Origin of the sequence: Janthinobacterium sp. SUN128, from assembly GCF_030587275.1 — a bacterium.
In the GTDB taxonomy this organism is placed as follows: domain Bacteria; phylum Pseudomonadota; class Gammaproteobacteria; order Burkholderiales; family Burkholderiaceae_D; genus Janthinobacterium; species Janthinobacterium lividum.
Map to the genome: position 1 here is coordinate 3457841 of NZ_JAPWHY010000001.1, position 24559 is coordinate 3482399.

Sequence of the window (24559 nt, forward strand, 5' to 3'; positions counted from 1 at the left end):
GCCGCGGACAGACCAGACAGGATCAGCATGACGCACCTGAACGAACTACCGTTTGCCACCCTGCAGTTCTACACGACGGCGCCCTATCCGTGCAGCTATCTGGACGACCGCCAGGCCCGCTCGCAGGTGGCCACGCCCTCGCACCTGATCAACAGCGACGTGTATTCGGAACTGGTGCGCAACGGCTTTCGCCGCAGCGGCATTTTCACCTACCGCCCGTATTGCGACGGCTGCCAAGCCTGCATTCCCGTGCGCGTCGTGACGGGCGAGTTCACCCCGAACCGCAACCAGCGCCGCGCCTGGAGCCGCCACGCAGACCTGCAGGCGGGCGTGGCCACCCTGTCCTTCCTCGACGAGCACTACGAACTGTACCTGCGCTACCAGAGCACGCGCCACGCGGGCGGCGGCATGGACCAGGACAGCCGCGACCAGTATGCGCAATTCCTGCTGCAAAGCCGGGTCAACACGCGCCTGGTGGAGTTCCGCGATGCCGAAGGCATCCTGCGCATGGTCAGCATCATCGACGTGCTGGCCGATGGCCTGTCGTCCGTCTACACTTTTTTCGATCCGGACGTGCCGGGCGCCTCGTACGGCACCTACAACGTGCTGTGGCAAATCGCCCAGGCGCGCGAGCTGGGCCTGCCCTACATCTACCTGGGCTACTGGATCGCGCAAAGCCCGAAGATGGCCTATAAAATCAACTTCAAGCCGCTGGAAGCACGGATCAAGGGGCAGTGGGTGATCCTGTAAAACCTGGGATTATTTGGCAGGTCGGATTAGCGCGCAAGCGCGTAATCCGACACTGCGATGCCAACAATGGTGTCGGATTACGGCGCTTCGCGCCTAATTCGACCTACTTGCTCTTGTCCGGAAACGCCGGACGCTTGGGCTGCACAGGCGGATTCTTCGCCAGTTCGGCCTGGATCACCTCGATCGCCTTTTCCAGCTGCGGATCACGTCCGGCGATGACGTCGGCCGGCGTTTGCTCGACGTCGATATCGGGCGGCACGCCTTCGTTTTCCACGCCCCAGCCATTCTCGCGCGTCCAGAACGCCAGGTTCGGCGCCGTGATGAAGCCGCCATCCATCAGCACGGGGAAGCCCAGCACGCCCACCAGGCCGCCCCACGTCGCCTTGCCGATCAGCGGGCCCATGTTATTTTTGCGGAACATCCACGGCAGCAGGTCGCCGCCCGAACCGGCCGTCTCGTCGATCAGCATGGCGCGCGGCCCCTGGATCGAAGCGGACGGCGTCTTCATGTCGGCGCCGTAGCGCATGGTCCACCAGGCGATTTCCTTCTTCTGCAGGATCTCGATGTAGTAATCGGCCACGCTGCCGCCACCATTGAAACGTTCGTCGACGATGATGGCCTGCTTGTCCGCCTGCGGGAAGAAATAGCGCTTGAAGTAGGTGTGGCCCAGGCCCGCCGTATTCGGCACGTACACATATGCCACCTTGCCGCCCGTCGCCGCATTCACCTTGCGCATATTGCCTTCGATCCAGTCGCGGTTGCGCAAGGCATCCTCGGTCGGCACGGGCACCACGGTGATGGTGCGCGCGCCCTTGCCGTCGGCCGATGGCCCCACGGTCAGGTCGATCGCCTTGCCGGCCGTGTTCTCGAAGGCGCTGTAGATATTCGTCGGCGGCAGCAAAGGACGGCTGTCGACGGCCAGCAGGTATTCGCCCGCCTTGACGTTCAGGCCCGGCTCCGTCAGCGGCGCGCGCAGGGCCGGATTCCAGTTCAAGCCGCCATACACTTTCTTGAAGCGGTAATGGCCATCGCGCACTTCATAGTCGGCGCCCAGCAAGCCCCCCGGCACCTTCTTCGCCTCGATAAAATCATCGCCGCCGCCACCGCGGTGGTGGCCCACGGCCAGCTCGCTGCACATCCACTGGATCAACCGGTTCAGGTCCGCGCGGCTGGACAGCTCGGGCAGGAAGACGGCGTACTTGTCGCGCATGGCCTTCCAGTCCACGCCATGCATGCCCGGGTCATAGAAGTAATCGCGGTTGATGCGCCACACCTCGTTGAAAATCTGCGTCCATTCGGCGCGCGGATCGGCCTTTACTTCGATGGCGTCGACCTTGATCTTGCCTTCGCCCGGCGCCAGCAGCTTGCCCGTGGCGCTACCCATGGCCCAATTCTCCTTCTGGCGGTACAGCAGCTTCTTGCCATCGGCCGACACTTCGAATTCATCGGCTTCCGCCACCACGGTTTCCGCCTTGCGCTCCTTCAGGTCAAAACGCTGCACGGCCTTCTTGCCGTCGCTTTCGCGCAGCAAAAAGATCTGCCCTGCGGCGCCCGCCGTCAGGCTGGAGAACTGCGCGGCCGGCAGCGGCAAGTCGACGATGCGCGTGGCGATGCCGTCGAAATCGATGCTGATCGGCGCCACCGGTGCCACCGTCACCTTCGGATCGTCGCGGCCCGTCTTCGGATCGACCTTCGGTTCGTTTTTCGCTTCCGGCTCCGCCTTCGCCGTGTCTTTTTTGATGTCAGCGCTGGCGGCCTTTTCCTCGTCGCTCTCCTTGATCAGGGGCGATGGCAAGTCGCGCCGCAGCACGGCCATCCACACGGTGCGCGTCACCAGGTTGTCTTCATTCTGCTGCGAGAACCAGTTGTTGCTGGGACCAGCGTTCGTCGAAGCGAAGAAATACAGGTATTTGCCGCTCTTGTCGAACACCGGCTGGGCCACGTCGGACAAGCCATCGGTCACGGGCATCGACTTGTTCTGCTCGACGGAATAGATGTAGGCGCTGCGCGTGTAGGTGGGCGAATTGAGCGTGTAGGCCAGCCAGCGCGAATCGGGCGCCCACGAGGCGCGCATGCTCTTGTCGACGCCATACATCGGCTCCGTGGCGACCTTCTGCACCTTGCCCGTGCCGACGTCGATCACATACATGCTCCAGCCATTATCGGCAAACGCGATCTTCCTGCTGTCGGGCGACCAGACGGCGCTGTCATAGAAGCCGCTGCCATTCAGCTTGAACTTGCGTACGGCACCCTTGCCATCCTGCGCCCGCACATGCAGTTCATACTCGCCCGACTCGTCCGAGAAATATGCGACCGAGCGGCCATCGGGCGACCAGATCGGCGTGCGCTCGTGGGCACCGGCCGTCTGCGTCAGGTTGCGCACATCGCCCTTGTCGGCGGGGATGGTGACGATCTCGCCCCGGTATTCGAAGGCGATGCGCGCGCCCGACGGCGAAATCGACGCGTCGCGGATGTATTTCGCATTCTTGACCCAGCGCGGGCGCGTCTGCCCCAGGTCGCTGGCCACCCCTATCGTCAGCTTGTGCGCCTGGCCGCTGGCGATGTCGAGCGAGTGCAAATAGCCAGCCTGCTCGTAGACGATGGTGCCGTTCGCGGCCGACGCGTTCAACACGGGGAAATCCGCATGCCGCGTCAGCTGGCGCACGGCTTTCGTCTTGACGTCATACGCAAACAGGTTGAATTCGCCGTTGCGGTCGGAGCGGAAGTACACGGTGTCGCCCAGCCACATGGGGTCGACGTCGTTCGAGCGCGTCGTCGGCTGGGGGATTTTTTCAATGGATTTGTCGGCCGACGAGAATAGCCACAGCCAGGAGTTGGTGCCGCCCCGGTAGCGCTTCCACTGCTTGAAGGCGGGCGCCAGCGGGTTGTAAACGATGCGCTTGCCATCGGGCGAATAGGCGGCGCGCGACGCGTTGGGGATTTCCAGCTGGGTTTCCACGCCGCCCGCCACGGGTACCGTAAACAGCTTCTGGAAGCGGTTGTTGAAGGCGGCGCGGGGCGAGGTGAACATCACTGCCTGGCCATCGGGCGTGAACGACTGCGCCAGGTCCGCGCCCGGGTGGAAGGTCAGGCGGCGCGGCACGCCGCCGGCCGCCGCGATCACATACACGTCGACATTGCCGTCGATGTTGGCGCTATACGCGATCTGGCTGCCATCGGGTGAAAACACGGGATGGGACTTGTCGCCCAGGTCGGAAGTGAGGCGCCGCGCGCCGCCGCCATCCAGGTTCGACAGCCACAAGTCGCCCGCATAGATGAAGGCGATGTGGCGGCTGGAGACGGCCGGTTCGCTCAGCATGCGGGTGTCTTGGGTATTGGGCAGTGCCAGGGCCGGGTGGCTCAGCAGCAGTGCGCTGGCGGCCGCGATGGCGGTCAAGATGCGTGTCTTTTTCAATCGATGTCTCGCTTATGAAGTAAACAGAACAGAGAAGAAACAGGAAAGTCCAAGGCCGGATGCGGATTATCAATGGATCAATATTGCATTTGGCCAACAAGAACTATACACCCGGCAGCCGCGTGGAACACGGTAAAATACGGCACTTATTTCGCGCGCCGCCAGCCCTTCCCGGCGGCCCGCACACCTACTCAAAGCGCCCCATGTCTGAAAAATTCCTGTACTCCCTCGCCCGCCCGCTGCTGTTTTCGATGGATGCCGAAGCGGCCCACCATCTCACCCTGCCCGCCCTGAAACGCGCCAGCGCGCTGGGCCTGACGAAGCTGGCCGGCAAACCGGCAGCCGACCCGCGCACGGTGATGGGCATCACCTTCCCCAATCCCGTGGGCCTGGCCGCCGGCTTGGACAAGGATGGCGCCTACATCGACGCGCTGGCCGACCTGGGCTTTGGTTCCATCGAAGTGGGTACCGTCACGCCGCGCGCGCAGGCGGGCAATCCGAAACCGCGCATGTTCCGCCTGCCGCAAGCGCAGGGCATCATCAACCGCATGGGCTTTAACAATGGCGGCGTGGACGCCTTTGTCGCCAACGTGCAGGCGTCGAAGTTCTACCAGGACCGCGCCGGCGTGCTGGGCCTGAACATCGGCAAGAATGCCGACACGCCCATCGAGCGGGCGGCCGACGACTATCTGCTGTGCCTGGAAAAAGTCTACCCCTACGCCAGCTATGTGACGGTGAACATCTCGTCGCCGAACACGAAAAACCTGCGCCAGCTGCAGGGCGCGTCGGAACTCGACGCCCTGCTGTCGCAGCTCAAAGATGCCCAGGCGCGCCTGGCGGACAAGCACAAACGCTACGTGCCGCTGGCCCTGAAAATCGCGCCGGACATGGATGGCGAACAGGTGAAAAGCATTGCCGAGTCGCTCACGCGCCACCGTATCGATGGCGTCATCGCCACCAACACGACCCTGTCGCGCAGCGCCGTGGAAGGCATGCCGCACGGCGCCGAAGCGGGCGGCCTGTCGGGCGCGCCCGTGTTCGAGCTGTCGAACAATGTCATCCGCCTGCTGAAGGCCGAACTGGGCGATGCACTGCCCATCATCGGCGTGGGCGGCATCATGCAGGGCAGCGACGCTGTGGCCAAGTTCGAGGCGGGCGCGCAGCTGGTGCAGCTGTACAGCGGCCTGATTTACGCCGGTCCCGCGTTGATCAAGGATTGCGCGCGCGCGCTGCGCGGCAAACAGGCGACATGATCGCCAGGGTCAAGCTCGGTGCCAGCAGCCTGGAGGTGAGCCGGATCTGCCTGGGCACGATGACCTTCGGCGAGCAGAACAGCGAAGCGGAAGCGCACAGCCAGCTCGATTACGCGCTGGAGCGGGGCATCAACTTCGTCGACACAGCCGAGATGTATCCGGTGATGGCCAGTGCGCAAACGCAGGGCAGCACGGAGCGCTACATCGGCAGTTGGCTGAAGAAAAGCGGCAAGCGCAGCCAGATCGTGCTGGCCAGCAAGGTGGCCGGGCCGAATTCGCGCATGCACTGGATACGCAAGGGCAAGACGGACCACGACGCGGTCAACATCCGCGCCGCCGTCGAAGACAGCCTGCGCCGGCTGCAGACGGAGCACATTGACCTGTATCAATTGCACTGGCCCAGCCGCAACCTGCCCATCTTCGGCGCCAGCGTGTACAACCCGCGCAAGGAACACGCCTCGGTCGCCATCGAAGACACCCTGGCCGTGCTGGGCAAACTGGTCGACGAGGGCAAGATCGGCCACATCGGCGTGTCGAACGAATCGTCGTGGGGCGTGTGCGAATACATCAAGCAGGCCGAGCTGAAAGGCTTGCCGCGCATCGCCTCCATCCAGAACCTGTACAACCTGACGGCGCGCCATTTCGAGACGAGCCTGCTCGACGAAACCTGCCACCGGGAAAATGTCAGCTTGCTGGCCTACAGTCCGCTGGCGTTCGGCCAGCTGACGGCGAAATATATCGACGATCCGCAGGCCAAGGGCCGTTTGACGCGCTTCCCGGCCGGCTGGAGTCCCCGCTACGTGCGCCCCGCTACCATCGCGGCAGCCAGCCAGTATGCGGCGCTGGCCCGCGCGCACGGCTTGACGCCGGCGCAGCTGGCGCTGGCCTGGTGCTACTCGCGCTGGTTCGTGGCCTCGACCATCATCGGCGCCACCAGCGTGGCGCAGTTGCAGCAGAATATCGACGCCCATCAAATGACCCTGTCGCCGGAACTGGTGGCGGCCGTCGACGCCATCCACGCCAGCCTGCCCAATCCGGGACAGTAGGCGCGCTCCGTCTGGCGGCGCATGCCGCCGCCAGGCTCCCCACGCTCATCGCAGATAGTCGTATTTATACAACAGCTGGCAATTTACTGCTGTGCAGCATTGCGGCCTTGCCGTGCCCGGTCGTATGCTGGAAACGAGGCCATATGCGCTACCCGCGCCATTTGGACGTGTATCAGACATTTATTGCATATCGATAGACAGAACGATTCGTAAGCACGCCACAGGCCCACTGTTACTCTGATGTCATCACCGGACCGCCATGGTTCGCGCATCCACCAACCGAAGAGATATTGTCGATGAGTTCAAGCACCGCCCGCTCCCAGCTTCCCGCCCTGCCCGTGAAAACCGTTATCGCCGCCAGCCTGATCGCCTGCTTCAGCCTGCCAATGCAGGCGCAAGCGCAGCAAGAGCTGCCGGCCGAAGGCGAATTGCAATCGGTGGTGGTCACCGGCACCTTCGCCAAGAACCGCCGCACCATCGATTCCGAATCGCCTATCGACATCCTCACCTCGCGCGACCTGCAAAGCACGGGTTCGGGCGAACTGGCCACCGTGCTGGCACGCCTGCTGCCATCGCTGAACTTTGCCCGCGCCACGGGCGCCGACGCCAGCGACGCCGTGCGTCCGGCCCAGCTGCGCGGCCTGTCGCCCGACCAGACCCTGGTGCTGGTGAACGGCAAGCGCCGCTACACCTCGGCCGTCGTCAACGTCAACGGTTCCCTGGGCCGCGGCTCGGCGCCCGTCGACCTGAACGCCATCCCGCTGGCCGCCATCGACCACGTGGAAGTGCTGCGCGATGGCGCGGCGGCCCAGTACGGTTCCGATGCCATCGCCGGCGTGATCAACATCATCCTGAAAAAAGGCGCGGCCGGCGGCGATATCGAAGTGGGCTATGGCCAGACGCAGGAACGCGACGGCAAGCAAAAATCCATCAAGGGTTCGGCCGGCTTCGCCCTGGGTGACGACGGCTGGGTGCGCGTCTCGGCGGAAGTGGCGGAACGCGACCCGACCAACCGCGCCGGCGCCGACTTCCGCAATCCGCTGGAACCGCGCTACGGCAAGGTCAACCAGCGCTATGGCGATCCGGAAAGCAAGCCGGCAACGATTTTCCTCAACAGCGAATACCGCATCAGCGACAATATCGACTGGTATGCCTTCGGCAATTATGGCAAGCGCGACACGTCGGCCGCCGCCACCTGGCGCACGGCCCTGATCCAGGACCCCGTCACCAAGGTCTACTCGCAGCGCACGCCGATCTATCCGGAAGGCTTCTTGCCGCTGCAAAACAGCACCCTGACGGACCAGTCCATTGTCACGGGCTTGCGCGGTGACGCGGCCGGCTGGCGCTGGGATGCCAGCATCAATTACGGCAGCAACAAGTTCGAACTGGACCTGGACAACACGGTCAACCAGTCGCTGGGCGCGAACAGCCCCACGCATTTCTATGCCGGCTCGCTGAAAAACGAACAGACCGTATTCAATCTGGACGCGGCGCGCGAATTCCCCGTCGCGTTCTTTTCCGGCCCCCTTACGGTGGCCGTGGGCGCCGAAGCGCGCCATGAAAAGTACAGCATCGGCGCCGGCGAGGAAACGTCGTACATCACCGCCGATCCAAAATTGGCTGGCGGCGCGCAAGGCTTTTCCGGTTTCCGTCCCGCCAACGCAGGCAGCCACTCGCGCCACAACGAGTCGATCTATGTGAACCTGGAAGCGGAAGCGACGAAGAAACTGTCGGGCGGCGTGGCCTTGCGCCATGAGCGCTACAGCGATTTCGGCAGCACCACCTCGGCCAAGGGCTCGGCCCGCTACTCCTTCACGGACGCGCTGTCCTTGCGCGGCACCGTATCGAGCGGCTTCCGCGCGCCATCGCTGGCGCAGCAGTACTACACCATCACCACCACCAACTTCCAGGTTATCAACGGCAACAATACGGCCATCGAGACGGGCACCTTTGCCGTCAACACGCCGCAGGCGCGCGCCTTGGGCGCACAGGACCTGAAACCGGAAAAAGCCCGCAACTACAGCCTGGGCCTGCAGTTCCAGCCTAACCGCAACTTCACCACGACGGTAGACGCCTACCGCATCGACATCGACAACCGCATCCTGTTCTCGGCCAACCTGGCGCTGAACGACAAGCTCAAGGCCCAGCTGGCGACGCAAGGCTCGAGCGTGGGCGCGGCGCGCTACTTCACCAACGCCGTCGACACGCGCACGGAAGGCGTGGACATCGTCAGCACCTACCGCATCGACCTGCAGGACAAGGACCGCCTCGATCTCACCGTGGCCTACAACCATAACAAGAGCACGGTACAGAAAATCGCCGACAATCCAGCCATCCTGACGGCCAACAACCTGAAACTGATCGACCGCCAGAGCATCGACCGCATCACGGTGGCCTCGCCGAAGGACAAGTTCAGCCTGGCCGCCGACTACGGCTTCGGCATCTGGAATGCGCACGGCGTCGTGACGCGTTACGGCAGCTTCACCGTGCCGCAGAACGATGTCAAGCTGGACCAGACGTATGACCCGCAATGGGTGCTGGACGTGTCCGGTTCCGTGAAACTGGGCAAGAACTGGCGCCTGGTGGCCGGCATCGACAACGTCACCAACCGCTACCCGGCGCAAGTGACGAGCGCGGGCAACCTGAACGTCAACGGCACCCAGCCGTACAGCATCTTCGCGCCGAACGGTTTCAACGGCCGCTACTACTACGCGAAGGCTGGCTATAGCTGGTAAATAGCGCTCTGCCATGCAAAAAGCCCGGAACGCATCGCGTTTCCGGGCTTTTTCATGTCTTGCGCCCGCAGGCGCATCAGGCTCAGGCGCGGCGGCGGCGCGCGACAAAACCGACCAGTCCCAGGCCCAGCATCAGCATGCCGTAGGTCGCTGGCTCAGGCACGGCAGAGACGGAGTTGTACGCGCGGAAATTGCTCAGGCCACGCGGCAAGTTGGCAATGCTGAAGACCGTATTCGCGGCAAGCGGCGTGTCCCAGTGGAACAACAGTTCGCCACGGCCATAATGCACGGCCAGGTAGTCAAAGCTGGAGTTGACGGTAAACGAACCGGACTTGCTGCTGGCCAGGTCGCCCTGGGCGGCAAAGACCAGCGAGCCTGCACCGCTGGAGGGCAGGCCAAACTTGCTGCTGACCAAGCTCTTGATGGCGGCCGCGCTTTGCGCACCGGCCGGGTTGGCGCCGTCATAGACCCAGACCGCGTCCGCTGCCACGCTGCCATAGGTGACGGTATTGCCGCCCACCAGGAAGCCGCTCATGGCAGGGTCGGTGATTTCCACCCAGCTAGCAGCCTGGGCCAATGGCGCCAGGCAAGCCGAGACAGCAAGGCAGAGACCCAGCACGGCATGTTTAGTCATGTTCATAGTTTCCCCTATCGATGAATTTCAAAAACTACAATGTTGATTGTATTTTTGTTATATTTTTTTGCGATTGGACAAAAGATATCATCCAGGAAATCTAAATGCAATAAAAGAAACATCTTCGGCCATTGAAAATTTCAATTGGTCTTATCAATTTATTGGCGAGGCCTGCTATCACGGGGCTTGCCGCCATCGTTGCCATGAACGCTCGCCGTCCCGGGGAACAGGATTGTTGTATCTCAGCACATGTAAAGTGGCAGGGTCGCCCTGTACCAATGGCAAGCCGGAAGGTATGCGTGGTCATCCTGACAGGCAATCGGCTACCATGGGTCTTACTCTTTTTGATCACGGATAAGCAACCATGCCCAGCTGGCACCTGGCCGACGCCGCCGAACTGGCGGCGCGCCATCCCTACACTTTCTATAAATCGCCACCCGAGGCCATCGCCCAGGTGCGCCCCGGCGAGGTGGTCAAGCTGATCTTCGCCTTCCACAGCGACGATCCGCAAGCGCCGGGCGCCGAGCGCATGTGGGTGCTGGTGGATACGGTCGAACCGCATGGCCACTTCACCGGCAAGCTCGACAACATGCCCGGCTACATCCAAGATTTACAGGCCAAAGACCCCGTCGCCTTCGATGCGCGCCACATCATCAATACCCAGCACGACGATGACGATAACCTCGTCAACCGCTACGCGGGCCTGTGCTTCGTGACGAAAAAAGTGCTGGAAGACGGCGCACCCGTCGGTTATCTGTACCGCGAGGAGCCGGACAACGACGACGACAGCGGCTGGCGCTTCACGGCCAACGACGAGAGCGACGACTACATGAACGACAGCGCCAACGTGGCCCTCGTGTCGCTGGGCGCCGTGCTCAGCGTGGACGACCGTTTTATTGCACTGCTGGATGCTCCGGCCGGCGCGGCCTATGCCTTCGACCACAACACGCAACAATTCATGGCGGTTGACGAATGACAATAGATGAATTGAAGAAATTTTGCGCGGCCCTGCCCGGTACGCAAACCGTGCTGTACGGTGCGCCGTCGAATATCCTCGTGTATGCAGTGGCGGGGAAAAAATTTGCGTACTTCAAGACCAGCGCACCGGAGCAGTGGCGCTTCAGCCTGCGGGTCAGCGCCGGTCGCTTTATCGAACTGACGGACATGCCGGGCGTGAAACCGGCCCGTTACATGGGCCGCTTTCACTGGGTGACGATCGTGGATGTGGCGCGCTTCCCGGCTGATTACCTGGCTGAGCTGGTGCAGGATAGCTACGCGCGCGCCGTGGCCAGCCTGACGCGCGCGCAAAGGGCAGCCATCGCCTAGAGGGCGTCCTCGCCCGCCATGGCACGGTCGATGTCTTCGCGCGTCAGGTCCGGCGCCAGTTGCAGGATGAACTCATAGGCGTACGCGCGCAGGTAGGCGCCGCGGCGCACGGCCAGGCGCGTCGTGTTGGTGGCGAACAGATGCGACGCTTCCACGGCCCGCAAGCCCTTGTCGCGGCCATGGTCGAAGGCCATCGAAGCGACGATGCCCACGCCCAGGCCCAGCGCCACGTATTGCTTGATGACGTCGGAATCCATGGCAGTGAGAATAATATCGGTCGCCACGCCCGCCTTGGCGAACGCATCGTCGATATGGCCGCGTCCCGTGAAACCCTTGTCGTAGGTAATCAGCGGATATTTCGCCAGGTCTTCCAGGCGGATGGGCGAGTGCTCGAGCAGCGGGTGGCCGTCCGGCACGACGATCAAGTGGCTCCAGCGGTAGCACGGGAACGACACGAGGTCGGGGAACTGGCTCAAGCCTTCCGTGGCGATGCCGATATCGGTCTTGCCGGACAGCACCCATTCCGCGATGTGTTCGGGCGCGCTTTGCTGCAGCGCGATACGCACGTCGGGGAAAGCGGCACGGAAGCTTTGCACCACTTTCGGCAGCGCATAGCGCGCCTGCGTGTGCGTGGCCGCCACGGACAAGGTTCCGCTGGTCTGGCCGCTGTATTCGAGGCTGGCCTGCTGCAGGTTTTCCGCCTCGATCAAGAGACGGTCAACGATCTTCAGGATGCCCTTGCCCGGCTCCGTCAAGCCCGTCAAGCGCTTGCCGTTGCGCTCGAAAATCACCACGCCCAGCTCATCCTCGAGTTCGCGGATTTGCCGGCTCACGCCCGGCTGCGACGTGAACAGGGCGTTGGCCACTTCCGTCAGGTTATAGCCGCGGCGGGCCGCTTCGCGGATCGATCGCAATTGTTGAAAGTTCATGGCTATCCTGTATCAAGTTCGGGTGGGTTCAACAAATACATGGAGACGTTTCGGGCGGACAACCAATGTCTCGCCTTCCTTCAGCTGCAGATGGGTAAAACGCTCGTTCGACATCACCGCTTCGATCAGCTCGCTGTTATCCACGCGCTGCAAATCCAGCTGGGCCAGCGGGCCGATCGCATGGGCGCGGCTCAGTTTCACAACGATGCCTTCCGCACCCTGCGTGTAGCGGTCGATTTCCAGGTCGTGCGGACGCACATAGGCCGTGCCCTTGCTGTCGCTCACGCCCGCGTAATCGGGCACCTCGAAGCTAGCGTCGCCTGTGGCCATCACGCCGTCATGCACGCGGCCGTGGAACAGGTTGACGTTGCCCAGGAAGCCATACACGAAGGGCGAAGCCGGGTGGTTGTAGACTTGCTCCGGGGAACCGAGTTGCTCGACGGTGCCCTTGTTCATCAGCACCACCTGGTCCGCCACTTCCAGCGCTTCTTCCTGGTCATGCGTGACGAAAATGCTGGTCACGTGCAAGTCGTCATGCAGGCGGCGCAGCCAGCGGCGCAATTCCTTGCGCACCTTGGCATCCAGGGCGCCGAACGGCTCGTCCAGCAGCAGTACGCGGGGTTCGACAGCCAGCGCGCGCGCCAGGGCGATGCGCTGGCGTTGCCCGCCAGACAGCTGCGGCGGATAGCGGTCGGCCAGCCAGTCCAGCTGCACCAGTTCCAGCAAATCCTTCACCTTGCGGCGGATCTGGTCTTCCGACGGGCGCTCGCTGCGCGACTTCACGCGCAAGCCGAAGGCCACGTTCTCGAACACCGTCATGTGCTTGAACAGCGCGTAATGCTGGAAGACGAAACCGACTTGCCGCTCGCGCACGTGGCGGTTCGACGCGTCTTCCGCGTCCAGCAGCACCTGGCCGCTGTCCGGATGTTCGAGGCCGGCAATAATGCGCAGCAAGGTGGTCTTGCCGCAACCGGATGGACCCAGCAGGGCCGTCAATTCGCCGGCGGGAAAGTCCAGCGAGATATTGTCGAGGGCGACGAAATCGCCGAAACGCTTGTGGATGTTTTTAACTGCGATGGTCATATCAGTGCTCCGTGGAACGTAAGGCGGAATCGTCGGCGTCGCTCTCGTTCAAACGCCACTCAATGAAGGCTTTCAGGGCCAGGGTCACCAGGGCCAGCAGGGCCAGCAGGGAGGCGACGGCAAACGCGGCGGCGAAGTTGTACTCGTTGTACAGAATCTCCACCTGCAGCGGCATGGTGTTCGTTTCGCCGCGGATATGGCCCGAGACGACGGACACGGCGCCGAACTCGCCCATGGCGCGGGCGTTACACAGGATCACGCCATACAGCAGACCCCACTTGATGTTCGGCAAGGTGACTCGGCGGAAGGTATTCCAGCCCGACGCGCCCAGCACGATGGCGGCCTCTTCTTCCTCGCTGCCCTGCGACTGCATCAGCGGGATCAGTTCACGCGCCACGAACGGGAAGGTAATGAAAATGGTGGCCAGCACGATGCCGGGCACGGCAAACAGGATCTTGATGTCGTGCGCCTGCAGCCACGGGCCGAACCAGCCCTGGGCGCCAAACATCAGCACATAGATCAGGCCGGAAATCACGGGCGAGACGGAAAACGGCAAGTCGATCAGGGTCAGCAAGATGCTCTTGCCGCGGAAGTCGAACTTGGCGATGCACCAGGAAGCGGCCACGCCGAACACCAGGTTCAGCGGCACGGCGATGGCCGCCGTGATCAGGGTCAGCTTGATGGCGGAAATCGCGTCCGGGTCGATGATGGCGGCGATATACGCTTCCCAGCCCTTCTTGAACGCTTCCGCAAACACGGCCACCAGGGGCACGATCAAAAAGGTCGTCAGGAACAGCAAGGCGATGGTGATCAGTACCGTGCGCACCCACAATGGCTCCAGCACGACGGGGCCGACATTCGGCTCGAAGCGGCGCGCCGTCGGACGCGCATTGTCCACGCCAGCGATGGCAGTCGTATTCGTACTCATGATTTCTTCGCCTTTCCGCGCGTCCATGCTTGCAGCAGGTTAATCGTCAACAACAGCAAAAAGGAGACCACCAGCATCACCACGGCGATGGCCGTGGCGCCCGCGTAATCGTATTGCTCCAGCTTGGTAATAATGAACAGCGGCGTGATTTCCGACACCATGGGCATATTGCCGGCGATAAAGATCACGGAACCGTATTCGCCCGTGGCGCGGGCGAAAGCCAGCGCAAAGCCCGTCAACAAGGATGGCAAAATCGTGGGGAAGATGACGCGGATAAACGTTTGCAGGGAATTGGCGCCCAGGCTGGCGGCCGCTTCTTCCAGTTCCTTTTCCGCGTCTTCCAGCACCGGTTGCACGGTGCGCACGACAAACGGCAAGCCGATGAAGGTCAGCGCCACCACCACGCCCAGCGGCGTGAATGCCACCTTGATGCCCAGCACACCTTCGATGAACTGGCCGAACCAGCCGTTCGACGAATACAAAGCCGTCAGGGTGATGCCGGCCACGGCCGTCGGCAAGGCGAACGGCAAGTCGACCAGCGCGTCGATGATGCGCTTGCCGGGGAATTTATAGCGCACCAGCACCCAGGCCAGGATGCCGCCAAACACCACGTTCAGCAGCGCGGCGATCAGCGAAGCGCCAAACGTCAGGCGGTACGACGCCATCACGCGGTCGGACGTGACGGCGCTGAAGAAGGCGTCCCACGTCATGGTGAAAGTTTTCAGGAACACCGACGACAGCGGAATGAGGACGATCAAGGCCAGGTAAAAGAGCGTGAAGCCCAGTGACAGCTTAAACCCCGGCATGACCCGAAACGGCGCTCCGCGCGCCTTGAGCGGTGCTGCTGATGCTGCAGACATAGAAACTCCTTCTTATTACATTTTTGAGTTATAGGCCGCAATAATCACATGCAATCGTTATAAAAAGAACTAACCATTTCTCATTTGCTTAGATGGATTTTGCATACTTGCCGATGGAAATGCTGGGCGAAAAAAAAGGAGTCGGACCCTGTGGGTCCGACCCCGGCTTTTGGGGTGGGGTTGGGCACACACTTAACCCAACACCTTGACGGCTGAGGTCAGACCCATAGGATCTGACCCAGTTCTTACTTGTTTGGCTGCGGCGTGAGGCGCAAGTATGGTTTCGCGGCCGTAAAGCCCTTCGGATATTTCTGCTTGATCACGTCCGGGTCTTGCACGGTCAATGGAATGATGACGTCGTCGCCATCTTTCCAGTTGCCGGGCGTGGCCACCGTGTAGCCGTCCGTCAGTTGCAGGGCATCGATGACGCGCAGGATTTCATTGAAGTTGCGACCCGTGCTCAGTGGATACGTGAGGATCAGGCGCACTTTCTTGTTCGGATCGACGATGAAGACGGAGCGCACGGTGGCCGTGACAGACTGTTCCGGGTGAATCATGTCGTACAGCACCGATACTTTCTTGTCGACGTCGGCGATGATGGGGAAGCCCACCACCGTGTTTTGCGTCTCTTCGATATCCTTGATCCAGCTTTTGTGCGATTCGGCCGCGTCCACGGACAGCGCGATGGCCTTCACGTTGCGTTTGTCGAATTCCGGTTTGAGCTTGGCCGTCAGGCCAAGTTCCGTCGTGCACACGGGGGTAAAGTCGGCCGGGTGGGAAAACAGCACCACCCAGGAATTGCCCGCCCACTCGTGGAACTTGAGCGGGCCGATCGAGCTGTCTTGTTCAAAATCAGGGGCGACATCGCCCAGGCGTAAAGTCATCGTGATCTCCTTGTGAGGTTGTGTGGCAATGGAATGTGCGTCGAATCAGGCTGCCTGACGGTGGCGCTTGTCGCTTTGCGCCAGATCAAACAGTGTTTGCAGTTGCGCCTGGCCGTAGACCCAGTCACCGAGGCGCGACTCGGCGTTGATATGACCCAGCGCACCGCCATCAATATACTTGCAATTCCAGCGCCGTGCCCACTGCGCCGCGTGTTCGGCCGTCATCCATGGGTCGGTCTGGCTGGCGATCAATATGCCGGGGCAAGGCAGCCGCTTCTGCGGCAATGCCTTCGCCACGCCAAACTTGTCGGGATCGGCCGGCCCCACCAGCAGCACGCCGGCCACGCCCTGCGGATCGCGGGCCAGGCTGTGCGCCGTCGTCAGGCAGCCGAAGCTGTGGGCCACGATCAGGGTCGGGCGCGCATCCTGCCGCCGTACCTGGTCCAGGCGCGCCGACCAGGTGGCCAGGTCGGGAGCGTTCCAGTCGTCCTGCTCGACCCGCTCGAATTGCGGATACAGGCGCTGCCAGCGGCTCTGCCAGTGCTCGGGACCGCTGTTATGCAAGCCCGGCACGATCAGTACCCGGTAATCGGAAAAGCTGCGCAGCGCCATGGTGGATCCTTTTAGTAACGGTCTGGCAATCGTGCCATCCGATCTTATTTAGGCTGGTAGATCTGGTCGAAGATGCCGCCGTCGGCAAAATGCGCCTTCTGTGCCGCCGTCCAGCCACCCGCCACTTGCTCGATGGTGAACAGGTTGACCTTGGCAAATTGCGACGCGTATTTCTTCGCCGCCTTGTCCGTTGCCGGACGGTAGTAATTCTTCGCGATGATGTCTTGCGCTTCGTCCGTGTACAGGTAGTTCAGGTAAGCCTCGGCCACCTTGCGCGTGCCGTGCTTGTCGGCAAACTTGTCGACGACGGCAACAGGCGGCTCGGCCAGGATGCTGACGGACGGCGTGATGATGTCAAACTTGGTCGGACCCAGTTCCTTGACGGCCAGGTAAGCTTCATTTTCCCAGGCGATCAGCACGTCGCCGATGCCGCGCTCAACGAACGTGGTGGTGGCGCCGCGCGCGCCGGAGTCGAGCACGGGCACGTTTTTATACAGTTTACCGAGGAAATCCTTGGCCTTCGCTTCGTTGCCGCCCGGCTGGCGCAGCGCGTAGCCCCACGCTGCCAGGTGGTTCCAGCGGGCGCCGCCCGAGGTTTTCGGGTTCGGCGTGATGACGGAGACGCCCGGCTTGATCAAGTCATTCCAGTCCTTGATGCCTTTCGGGTTGCCCTTGCGCACCAGAAACACGATGGTCGAGGTGTACGGCGAGCTGTTGTGCGTCAAGCGCTTCTGCCAGTCGGCGGCCAGCAGCTTGTGCTCGGCCAGCGCATCGATGTCATAGGCCAGGGCCAAGGTCACGACGTCCGCTTCCAGGCCATCGATGACGCCGCGCGCCTGCTTGCCGGAACCACCGTGCGATTGCTTGATCTTGACGTTGTCGCCCGTCTTGCCTTTCCACTCCTTGGCAAATGCCGTGTTCACATCCTGGTACAGCTCGCGCGTCGGGTCATACGACACGTTGAGCAGGGTGATATCGGCAGCCTGCGCCGTTTGCAGAATGGCAAACGCGCTGATGGCGGCGGCAATGATGATTTTTTTCGACAGCATCTAAGATCCCCGAGTGGTTGAACTTTCAGAACCACCAGATTACGGCGCTATGGCCGCAAAGAGAACGAAGCGTTTCGCCGTTTGATATTCGATTTTCGCATATGGATGGCGCGCACCGGGGATAAAGCAGTTAAAACCAAGGACACCTGACAAAACCGTAGCGAGCGGAAGGGAGAGGCGGTCGAGAAGCGCAACTGTGCTTTAGTACAGTGAGCATCGCAGGCTGCCTATACCGACGCGCAGTAGGTTTTGACAGGTGTTCAATAGAAACGGTTAAAGAGGACCACTGCCCAGGTGGCGAAGGCCAGGATGCAGGTCAGCAACACGGCCGCGCTGCCGAAGTCCTTGGCGTTCTTCGACAGCGGATGGCGTTCCAGCGAAATTCGATCGACCACGGCTTCCAGCGCGGAATTGATCAGCTCGACGATCAGCACCAGCAGCAGCACGCCGATCAGCACCAGCTTTTCAAAGGCGGAGATGCGCAGCAGCAAGGCGATCACCGTGCCGACGACGAACAGGCCCAGTTCCTGGCGGAACGCGTGTTCATGGCGCCAGGCCGCCTTCAAGCCATCGAGCGAGTAGAAAAAAGCGGAAAAGATCCGCTTCAAGCCACTCTTACTTTTGAATTCATTTACAGGTTGCATAGTTTTCCATATGTAAATCAAGTGCAGTGAGCACATTATGGGGGCGACATAGCACTGTGACCATTTATTCGCTGAATATCTCGGAACATTTCACTATTTTTTCACATTATGGTATAAAGAAGCATGAATACTGCATTGCACCAAATCCATCATGAAAATTGAACCGGTCGCGGCCCCCAAGACAACGATACAGGTGATCGAACGCATGGTCGCCCTGCTTGATGCCCTGGCGAAATATTCCGACCCGGTCAGCCTGAAGGAATTGTCGAAGGTTTCCGGCCTGCACCCCTCGACGGCGCACCGCATTCTCAACGACATGGTGCTGACGCGCTTTGTCGACCGCATCGAACCGGGCACGTACCGGCTGGGCATGCGCCTGCTGGAACTGGGCAATGTGGTGAAAAGCCGCCTCAGCGTGCGCGAAGCGGCGCTGGACTTCATGCGCCAGCTGCACAAGAAAACCCAGCAAACCATCAACCTGTCCGTGCGCCAGGGCGACGAGATCGTCTACATCGACCGCGCCTTTTCCGAGCGCTCGGGCATGCAGGTGGTGCGCGCCATCGGCGGCCGCGGCCCGCTGCACCTGACCTCGACCGGCAAGCTGTTCCTGTCGGTGGACGAGCCGAAAGCCATCCGCGCGTATGCCACGCGCACGGGCCTGGCCGGACACAACAAGAATTCCATCACGGATCTGCAAAAACTCGAGCGCGAACTGAGCCTGGTGCGCGAGCGCGGCTATGCGCGCGACAATGAAGAGCTGGAACTGGGCGTGCGCTGCATGGCCGCCGGCATCCGCGACGACTCCGGCAAGCTGATCGCCGGCCTGTCGATCTCGGCGCCGGCCGACCGTCTGCAGGATGAGTGGCTGGTGGACCTGGTGGAAACGGCGAACCAGATTTCCGTCACGCTGGGCTATATCCCGCAAGACTAAATATACAGGGCAGCTACGCTACCCTGTATATTTTTAGCCGCCGGGCAGGCTCATATTGGCTGGCTTCAAAGCTTCCAGCCACTTGCGCATGCGTCCCGCATCGGCCGTACGCGACTGTTTCCCCTTGGAATCGAGGAAGACCATGATCACGGCCCGTCCCTCGATGACCGCCTGCATCATCAGGCAACGCCCCGCCTCATTGATGAACCCCGTCTTTTGCAAGCCGATCTCCCAACCGGGGTTGGCCACCAGGTGATTCGTATTGCCAAACTGCATGGGCTGGCCACTGGCTTCGACGATGGCTTTCGGGTCCGTCGAGTATTCGCGCAGCAGCGGATGGCGGAAAGCGGCCATGGCCAGCTTGCCCAGGTCGCGCGCGCTGGCCACGTTCATTTTCGACAGGCCGCTGGAATCGACGTAATGCGTATCCATCATGCCCAGCTGGCGCGCCTTGCTGTTCATGGCGTCGACAAACGCCGGCAAGCCGCCAGGATAGTTACGGCCCAGCGCCGAGGCGGCGCGGTTTTCCGAGCTCATCAAGGCGATGTGCAGCATATTCGCGCGCGTCAATTGCGAACCCACTTTCAGGCGCGAACTGCTGAACTTGGCGCGGTCAACGTCCTCGTCCGTGATCGTCAGCACTTCATCCATGTCCTGGCGCGCTTCGACCACCACCAGGCCCGTCATCATCTTGGTGATGGAGGCGATGGGCAAGGCCACATTGGAATTCTTTTCAAACAGCACTTCCGCATTGGCCTGGTCCAGCACCAGCGCCACGCTGGACTTGAGGTCGAGCGGATCGCGCGTCAGGTTCAGGCCGGCCAGATCGCCCATGGTCGGCATCGGTGCGGCCATGGGCACGGCCACGCTGCTGACTTTTTGATAGATGACTTTGCGCTTGCCGCGCACCATGACGACCCGGCGCACGGTCTTTTCGCGCGGCGCGGCCGTCGCGCCCTTGCGCAGCACGACTTTGACTTTCTTGGTATTTTGTTTCTTGGACGCAGAGGATTTGCCGTTCGCTTCCTTGGCTTGCACGGCAGCAGCCGGCGCCAGCGCAAACAGCAGGGAAGCCAGGATACCCAGCGCAAGTTTAAACTTAGCCATTCGATAATTCCCCGTGAAGCTGTTGCCTTATTGCAGTGTAGCGAAATGCAGAGTAATCGCAAGTCTATTTAACAGTTAGGACAGTATTTATTGCAGTAATGAAATACAAATCGTTGGCGATCAGCAAACAAACTCATCCTTAACCGCTTGTTTGGCCGTGTCCATCGCCAGTAATGTCTATTTGTCCATGAATTTAACAAAGCCGGCCAGCGGCTCGCGTTCCGTGTTCAGGCGGTTCTCGGCCTTGTCCGGGTCGGCATGGCCGAGGGCCATGCCGCACACCACCATTTCGCTGGCCGGCACGCCCAGCTCGTCGCGGATGATGTCATGGTAATGGATGAAGGCCGCTTGCGGGCACGTGTCGAGTCCCCGCGCGCGCGCTGCCAGCATGATGTTTTGCAAGAACATGCCGTAGTCGAGCCAGGAACCCTGTTCCAGCACCCGTTCGATGGTAAAGATCAGGCCCACGGGCGCATCGAAAAACTGGAAATTGCGTCCATGCTGGGCCGCCATGCCGGCCGTGTCGCCACGCTCCAGGCCCAGCAGCTGGTACAGGTCCAGGCCGATCTTGCGGCGACGCTCGATGAACGGCGCCGTCCACTGGCGCGGGTAATAGGTGTACGACGCCGTGCGCGCGGGCGCATCGGCTGCCTTGGGCGCGTCGTAGGCGGCCAGGATGCGGCGCGACAGGCGCAGGCGCGCTTCGCCCGACAGCACATACACTTTCCACGGCTGCATGTTGGCGCCCGATGGCGCGCGCGCCGCCACTTCCAGGATGCGCGCAATATCGTCCTGCGCCACCGGCGTGGGCAAAAAGGCGCGGATCGAACGGCGCGACACGATGACGGCGTCCACGGCTTGCTGCGCCGACTGTGTTTCAGATGCTTGCTTGCTCACTGCCCTGCTCTCCCGCTATATCTAGTCTATTTCTTGACCACGAACACCACGCCGACCACGGCCACCAGCATGCCGGCGATACCCAGCATATTGAACGCTTCGCCAAACATCAGCCAGGCCATCACGGCCGTCGTGGGCGGCGTCAGGTACAGCAGGCCCGTCACTTTTGTCGCATCGCTGCGGCGGATCAGGGCGAACAGCAGGAAGATGGCGCCGATCGACAGCACGAGTACCGACCACAGCAAGGCGCCGATGAAATTCGCCGTCCATTGCACATTGCTGAAATGCAAGTCCAGTCCTTCGTAATACAGGGCGAATGGGAAGACCACCACGATGGAGGCGGCAAACTGCACCACCGTGCCGGTGCGCAAGTCGAATTGCGGACAGTGGCGTTTTTGGTACATGGTGCCGGCCGTCATCGACAGCAGGGCGAACACGCACAGCAGCACGCTTTCCACCGTCAGGCCCACGAGGTTGATCTTCGCATACACGACGAGGGCCACGCCCAGCAAGCCAAAGAACAGGCCCAGCCACTGGCGCGGGCGCACGGATTCGCCGATCAGGGGCGCGGCGCAGGCCGTCAGCACGGGCTGCATGCCGACAATTAACGCAGAGAGGCCGGCCGGCATGCCCAGCTTGATGGCGCACCAGACGCCGGCCAGGTAGCCGGCCTGCATCAATATGCCGGCCACGGCGATCTGGCGGAACTGGCCCACAGGCCACGGCGCGCGCAAGAGCAGCACCAGCGGCAGCAGGATCACCAGCACGCCCAGGAAGCGCAGCAGCAAAAAGGTCAGCGGCGGCGCATACGGCAAGCCGAACTTGGCCACGATAAAACCTGTGCTCCATAACAACACGAAGAAGCCGGGCAAGGCCATCGGCGCCAGGGTCGTCAGGAAAGAGGCTTTGCCGCTGGCGCCAGCCGCGGCGGGAAGATTGGACATGGTATCAACTCGGGAAACAGGATCGGCACCGGGGCGCTGCGCCAGTGCGGGAGGCAAAGTCTAGCATGCTGCGCCGCACCCGTCCTGAAAGGCGGGGAAATAATGGTTTAGGGCTAAACCATTAGCACTCAGAAATCAAATATTTCCGTTTAGAAACAATGGCTTTTGACGCAAATCTATTCAATTGTTGCATCGCACAAGAATCGCTTGACTTCGTTTTTTTTCGCCGTAGAATAGGGTTTGTTGCGTTGCACAATTCTTGTTCAGCTTGAAAAATTTAGATTCACCTGCTTTCCCAAACGGTACACGCAGCATCAAATTAACCAGATTTCGATTTTTTGGAGATTTATATGTTTTCAATTCCTGAGCAATTTTCGTCCGCTACCAAAGCCAACCTGGAAGCCCAATTCGCCCTGTTCTCGTCGCTGACGGGCAAAGCCTTCGAAGGCATCGAAAAGATCGTCGAACTGAACCTGACCGCTGCCAAAGCAACGCTGGAAGAATCGACCGCCGCCGCCAAGCAATTGCTGTCGGCAAAAGATCCACAAGAATTCTTCTCGCTGGCCTCTGCCCAAGCCCAGCCTGGCGCCGAAAAAGCCATCGCTTACGGCCGTCACCTGGCTGCCATCACGTCGGGCACGCAAGCCGAATTCAGCAAAGCTGCTGAATCGCAAATCGCTGAAACCAACCGCAAAGTCCTGTCGCTGGTGGAAGAAGTCACCAAGAACGCGCCAGCCGGTTCGGAAAACGCCGTCGCCATCCTGAAAAGCGCCATCGGCAACGCCAATGCAGGCTACGAGCAATTCTCGAAAACCAGCAAGCAAGCCGTCGAAGCCATCGAAGCGAACCTGACCTCGGCCGTGAACCAGTTCACGCAAGCGGCTGAAAAAGTCGTGCCGCGCGCTGCCAAGTAATTCCTACGCGACCGCTACGGCGGTCCGCTGTTATCGGCTCCTCCAGGCATCCATCCCGTACTTCCCCGACGGATGCCATTATGCCCCAGCCCAGCTGGGGCATTTTTTATGCCTGATCCCTCTTACTCCCCCAGATACGCCGCCTTCACTCGCGGGTCGTCGAGCATGGCGGCCGCGTTGCCGCCCATGGTGACCAGGCCGGAATCCATCACATAGCCGCGGTGCGCCGCCTGCAGGGCCAGGCGGGCATTTTGTTCGACCAACAGAATCGTGATGCCTTCGGACGACACCTTGCGGATCACCTCGAAAATTTTCTCGACCATGATGGGCGACAGGCCCATCGATGGCTCATCGAGCAGCAGCAGCTTCGGATGACTCATCAGGGCACGCGCCATGGCCAGCATCTGCTGCTCGCCGCCCGACAGGGTGCCGGCCATCTGCGCCGAGCGTTCCTTCAGGCGGGGAAATACGTCGAACCAGCGGGCGATATCGTCCTCGACGCCCGCCTTGTCCGTGCGCGTGTAGGCGCCCATCATGAGGTTTTCGCGGATCGACATGCGGGTAAACACGCCCCGCCCTTCCGGCACCATGGCCAGTTTCCTTTCCACCAGATGAAACGATTTCGTGCCCTTCAGCGATTCGCCCAGGTAGCGGATCGTGCCCTCGATCTTGCAGGCAGGCAAAGTACCCGTGATGGCTTTCAGGGTCGTCGTCTTGCCGGCGCCGTTCGCGCCGATCAGGGCGATCAGCTCGCCCTCGTTCACTTCCAGGTCGATGCCTTTCACCGCCTTGATGCCGCCGTAGGCCACGTGCAGGCCCGCCACCTTCAATATATTACTCATGCGTGCGATCCCCCCAGGTAAGCCTCGATGACGGCCGGGTTTTGTTGTATTTCGGCCGGCAAGCCTTCGGCGATGCGCTTGCCATACTCGAGCACCGTGATGCGGTCGCACAGTCCCATCATCAGTTTCACGTCGTGCTCGATCAACAGCACGGTCTTGCCTTCCGCCTTGATTTTCACCAGCAACTCGCGCAGAGCCAGCTTTTCCGTCGCATTCATGCCCGCCGCCGGCTCATCGAGGGCCAGCAGGGTCGGATCGGTGGCCAGCGCGCGGGCGATTTCCAGGCGCCGCTGGTCGCCATACGACAGGAAGCGGGCCGTGCGGCTGGCGAACTGGGCGATGCCGACGAAATCGAGCAGCTCCATGGCCCGCTTGCGGATGGACGCCTCTTCCTCGCGCGCCGCCTTGTGGCGGAAGATGGCGCCGAACACGCCCTGGTGCGAGCGCACATGGCGCCCCACCATGACGTTTTCCAGCGCCGTCATGTCGCCAAACAGGCGGATGTTCTGGAAGGTGCGCGCGATGCCCGCCTTCGCCACCTTGTGCGGCGCGGATGGCGAATACGGCTTGCCGGCCAGTTCGAAGGTGCCCGTATCGGGCTGGTACAGGCCGGTGATCACGTTGAAAAACGTCGTCTTGCCGGCCCCGTTCGGGCCGATCAAGCCGTAGATCTGGCCTTGCCGGATGGTGATGCCCACGTCGGTCAGCGCCTGCAAGCCGCCGAAACGCTTGTTCACGCCGGCAATGTTGAGAATGATCTGTTCGCTCATGCTATC

Annotated in this window: 23 protein-coding genes; 8 read left to right on the forward strand and 15 right to left on the reverse strand. The window is 61.5% G+C overall.

The features are described from left to right. Nucleotides 1–27: 27 nt before the first annotated feature. Nucleotides 28–750: an arginyltransferase gene (locus O3297_RS15640; protein WP_034785198.1), complete on the forward strand. Its 723-nt coding sequence runs from the start codon at nucleotides 28–30 to the stop codon at nucleotides 748–750. A gap of 103 nt (nucleotides 751–853) precedes the next feature. Here O3297_RS15640 and O3297_RS15645 read toward each other — a convergent pair whose 3' ends face one another. After that, a complete protein-coding gene (locus O3297_RS15645; RefSeq protein WP_305049102.1) occupies nucleotides 854–4165 on the reverse strand; it encodes a S41 family peptidase in 3312 nt (1103 codons plus the stop codon). A gap of 203 nt (nucleotides 4166–4368) precedes the next feature. Here O3297_RS15645 and O3297_RS15650 point away from each other — a divergent pair, with 203 nt between their 5' ends. From O3297_RS15650 to O3297_RS15660, 3 genes are all read left to right on the forward strand, one after another. Further along, nucleotides 4369–5418 (forward strand): quinone-dependent dihydroorotate dehydrogenase, encoded by a 1050-nt coding sequence (locus O3297_RS15650; RefSeq protein WP_070256659.1) that lies wholly within the window; start codon nucleotides 4369–4371, stop codon nucleotides 5416–5418. Next, the gene (locus O3297_RS15655) at nucleotides 5418–6464 is read left to right on the forward strand and encodes an aldo/keto reductase (RefSeq protein ID WP_305049687.1); all 1047 of its coding nucleotides are present in this window, start codon (nucleotides 5418–5420) and stop codon (nucleotides 6462–6464) included. Before O3297_RS15650 ends, O3297_RS15655 begins: the two co-directional genes overlap by 1 nt. Before the next feature lie 296 nt (nucleotides 6465–6760). After that, nucleotides 6761–9199, forward strand: coding sequence for a TonB-dependent siderophore receptor (locus O3297_RS15660; protein WP_305049103.1), 2439 nt, complete (start codon nucleotides 6761–6763; stop codon nucleotides 9197–9199). Nucleotides 9200–9281: 82 nt separating this feature from the next. On the opposite strand, the gene O3297_RS15665 is transcribed toward O3297_RS15660, so the two are convergent. Further along, nucleotides 9282–9839, reverse strand: a complete 558-nt coding sequence (locus tag O3297_RS15665; protein WP_092608397.1) for a PEP-CTERM sorting domain-containing protein — start codon at nucleotides 9837–9839, stop codon at nucleotides 9282–9284. A 358-nt stretch (nucleotides 9840–10197) separates the two neighbouring features. Here O3297_RS15665 and O3297_RS15670 point away from each other — a divergent pair, with 358 nt between their 5' ends. Beyond that, on the forward strand, nucleotides 10198–10809 hold the full coding sequence (locus O3297_RS15670) for a DUF2185 domain-containing protein (protein WP_305049104.1): 612 nt from the start codon (nucleotides 10198–10200) through the stop codon (nucleotides 10807–10809). Continuing rightward, nucleotides 10806–11159: an MmcQ/YjbR family DNA-binding protein gene (locus tag O3297_RS15675; RefSeq protein WP_305049105.1), complete on the forward strand. Its 354-nt coding sequence runs from the start codon at nucleotides 10806–10808 to the stop codon at nucleotides 11157–11159. Before O3297_RS15670 ends, O3297_RS15675 begins: the two co-directional genes overlap by 4 nt. Here O3297_RS15675 and O3297_RS15680 read toward each other — a convergent pair. From O3297_RS15680 to O3297_RS15715, 8 genes are all read right to left on the reverse strand, one after another. After that, nucleotides 11156–12088, reverse strand: coding sequence for a CysB family HTH-type transcriptional regulator (locus O3297_RS15680; RefSeq protein ID WP_070256667.1), 933 nt, complete (start codon nucleotides 12086–12088; stop codon nucleotides 11156–11158). The two genes, O3297_RS15675 and O3297_RS15680, sit on opposite strands and share 4 nt — an antisense overlap. A gap of 12 nt (nucleotides 12089–12100) precedes the next feature. After that, the gene (locus O3297_RS15685) at nucleotides 12101–13171 is read right to left on the reverse strand and encodes a sulfate/molybdate ABC transporter ATP-binding protein (RefSeq protein ID WP_034747519.1); all 1071 of its coding nucleotides are present in this window, start codon (nucleotides 13169–13171) and stop codon (nucleotides 12101–12103) included. A gap of 1 nt (nucleotide 13172) precedes the next feature. Then, nucleotides 13173–14099, reverse strand: a complete 927-nt coding sequence (gene cysW / locus O3297_RS15690; protein ID WP_034785420.1) for a sulfate ABC transporter permease subunit CysW — start codon at nucleotides 14097–14099, stop codon at nucleotides 13173–13175. Next, a complete protein-coding gene (gene cysT, locus O3297_RS15695) occupies nucleotides 14096–14905 on the reverse strand; it encodes a sulfate ABC transporter permease subunit CysT (RefSeq protein ID WP_099408869.1) in 810 nt (269 codons plus the stop codon). Before cysT ends, cysW begins: the two co-directional genes overlap by 4 nt. A 299-nt stretch (nucleotides 14906–15204) precedes the next feature. Further along, on the reverse strand, nucleotides 15205–15843 hold the full coding sequence (locus O3297_RS15700) for a peroxiredoxin (RefSeq protein ID WP_034785187.1): 639 nt from the start codon (nucleotides 15841–15843) through the stop codon (nucleotides 15205–15207). Between the two features lie 45 nt (nucleotides 15844–15888). Next, entirely contained in the window at nucleotides 15889–16455 is a 567-nt protein-coding gene (locus O3297_RS15705; protein ID WP_034747509.1) for an alpha/beta hydrolase, read from the reverse strand. A gap of 44 nt (nucleotides 16456–16499) precedes the next feature. Next, entirely contained in the window at nucleotides 16500–17504 is a 1005-nt protein-coding gene (locus O3297_RS15710; RefSeq protein WP_034785183.1) for a sulfate ABC transporter substrate-binding protein, read from the reverse strand. 260 nt (nucleotides 17505–17764) lie between these two features. Beyond that, a complete protein-coding gene (locus O3297_RS15715; protein WP_070281337.1) occupies nucleotides 17765–18148 on the reverse strand; it encodes a diacylglycerol kinase in 384 nt (127 codons plus the stop codon). A gap of 151 nt (nucleotides 18149–18299) precedes the next feature. Here O3297_RS15715 and O3297_RS15720 point away from each other — a divergent pair, with 151 nt between their 5' ends. Next, on the forward strand, nucleotides 18300–19079 hold the full coding sequence (locus O3297_RS15720; RefSeq protein ID WP_034785179.1) for an IclR family transcriptional regulator: 780 nt from the start codon (nucleotides 18300–18302) through the stop codon (nucleotides 19077–19079). 33 nt (nucleotides 19080–19112) lie between these two features. Here the strand turns inward: O3297_RS15720 and pbpG are convergent, their stop codons facing one another. The 3 genes from pbpG to O3297_RS15735 all read right to left on the reverse strand — a co-directional run bounded on the left by pbpG (nucleotide 19113) and on the right by O3297_RS15735 (nucleotide 22027). Then, complete coding sequence (pbpG, locus tag O3297_RS15725; RefSeq protein WP_230520745.1) at nucleotides 19113–20186, reverse strand: D-alanyl-D-alanine endopeptidase; 1074 nt, start codon at nucleotides 20184–20186, stop codon at nucleotides 19113–19115. Between the two features lie 177 nt (nucleotides 20187–20363). Beyond that, nucleotides 20364–21083, reverse strand: coding sequence for a nitroreductase (locus O3297_RS15730; protein WP_305049106.1), 720 nt, complete (start codon nucleotides 21081–21083; stop codon nucleotides 20364–20366). Nucleotides 21084–21109: 26 nt separating this feature from the next. Continuing rightward, nucleotides 21110–22027, reverse strand: coding sequence for a DMT family transporter (locus O3297_RS15735; RefSeq protein WP_370385408.1), 918 nt, complete (start codon nucleotides 22025–22027; stop codon nucleotides 21110–21112). Between the two features lie 350 nt (nucleotides 22028–22377). Here O3297_RS15735 and O3297_RS15740 point away from each other — a divergent pair, with 350 nt between their 5' ends. Beyond that, nucleotides 22378–22941 carry a phasin family protein gene (locus tag O3297_RS15740; protein ID WP_092608379.1) on the forward strand — a complete coding sequence of 188 codons (564 nt, stop codon included), beginning with the start codon at nucleotides 22378–22380 and terminating at the stop codon, nucleotides 22939–22941. A gap of 122 nt (nucleotides 22942–23063) precedes the next feature. Here the strand turns inward: O3297_RS15740 and O3297_RS15745 are convergent, their stop codons facing one another. Next, nucleotides 23064–23783 carry an ABC transporter ATP-binding protein gene (locus O3297_RS15745; RefSeq protein ID WP_305049107.1) on the reverse strand — a complete coding sequence of 240 codons (720 nt, stop codon included), beginning with the start codon at nucleotides 23781–23783 and terminating at the stop codon, nucleotides 23064–23066. Next, nucleotides 23780–24553, reverse strand: a complete 774-nt coding sequence (locus tag O3297_RS15750) for an ABC transporter ATP-binding protein (RefSeq protein ID WP_034785170.1) — start codon at nucleotides 24551–24553, stop codon at nucleotides 23780–23782. Before O3297_RS15750 ends, O3297_RS15745 begins: the two co-directional genes overlap by 4 nt. Nucleotides 24554–24559: the final 6 nt, after the last annotated feature.

Bases quoted from the DNA above. Each gene is read 5' to 3' on its own strand.
- O3297_RS15740 (WP_092608379.1), top strand. From the start codon at position 22,378: ATGTTTTCAATTCCTGAGCAATTTTCGTCCGCTACCAAAGCCAACCTG.
- O3297_RS15700 (WP_034785187.1), bottom strand. From the start codon at position 15,843: ATGACTTTACGCCTGGGCGATGTCGCCCCTGATTTTGAACAAGACAGC.
- O3297_RS15680 (WP_070256667.1), bottom strand. From the start codon at position 12,088: ATGAACTTTCAACAATTGCGATCGATCCGCGAAGCGGCCCGCCGCGGC.
- O3297_RS15720 (WP_034785179.1), top strand. From the start codon at position 18,300: ATGAAAATTGAACCGGTCGCGGCCCCCAAGACAACGATACAGGTGATC.
- O3297_RS15715 (WP_070281337.1), bottom strand. From the start codon at position 18,148: ATGCAACCTGTAAATGAATTCAAAAGTAAGAGTGGCTTGAAGCGGATC.
- O3297_RS15640 (WP_034785198.1), top strand. From the start codon at position 28: ATGACGCACCTGAACGAACTACCGTTTGCCACCCTGCAGTTCTACACG.
- O3297_RS15710 (WP_034785183.1), bottom strand. From the start codon at position 17,504: ATGCTGTCGAAAAAAATCATCATTGCCGCCGCCATCAGCGCGTTTGCC.
- O3297_RS15705 (WP_034747509.1), bottom strand. From the start codon at position 16,455: ATGGCGCTGCGCAGCTTTTCCGATTACCGGGTACTGATCGTGCCGGGC.
- O3297_RS15650 (WP_070256659.1), top strand. From the start codon at position 4,369: ATGTCTGAAAAATTCCTGTACTCCCTCGCCCGCCCGCTGCTGTTTTCG.
- pbpG (WP_230520745.1), bottom strand. From the start codon at position 20,186: ATGGCTAAGTTTAAACTTGCGCTGGGTATCCTGGCTTCCCTGCTGTTT.
- cysW (WP_034785420.1), bottom strand. From the start codon at position 14,099: ATGAGTACGAATACGACTGCCATCGCTGGCGTGGACAATGCGCGTCCG.
- O3297_RS15665 (WP_092608397.1), bottom strand. From the start codon at position 9,839: ATGAACATGACTAAACATGCCGTGCTGGGTCTCTGCCTTGCTGTCTCG.
- O3297_RS15685 (WP_034747519.1), bottom strand. From the start codon at position 13,171: ATGACCATCGCAGTTAAAAACATCCACAAGCGTTTCGGCGATTTCGTC.
- O3297_RS15745 (WP_305049107.1), bottom strand. From the start codon at position 23,783: ATGAGTAATATATTGAAGGTGGCGGGCCTGCACGTGGCCTACGGCGGC.
- O3297_RS15735 (WP_370385408.1), bottom strand. From the start codon at position 22,027: ATGTCCAATCTTCCCGCCGCGGCTGGCGCCAGCGGCAAAGCCTCTTTC.
- O3297_RS15750 (WP_034785170.1), bottom strand. From the start codon at position 24,553: ATGAGCGAACAGATCATTCTCAACATTGCCGGCGTGAACAAGCGTTTC.
- cysT (WP_099408869.1), bottom strand. From the start codon at position 14,905: ATGCCGGGGTTTAAGCTGTCACTGGGCTTCACGCTCTTTTACCTGGCC.
- O3297_RS15660 (WP_305049103.1), top strand. From the start codon at position 6,761: ATGAGTTCAAGCACCGCCCGCTCCCAGCTTCCCGCCCTGCCCGTGAAA.
- O3297_RS15670 (WP_305049104.1), top strand. From the start codon at position 10,198: ATGCCCAGCTGGCACCTGGCCGACGCCGCCGAACTGGCGGCGCGCCAT.
- O3297_RS15675 (WP_305049105.1), top strand. From the start codon at position 10,806: ATGACAATAGATGAATTGAAGAAATTTTGCGCGGCCCTGCCCGGTACG.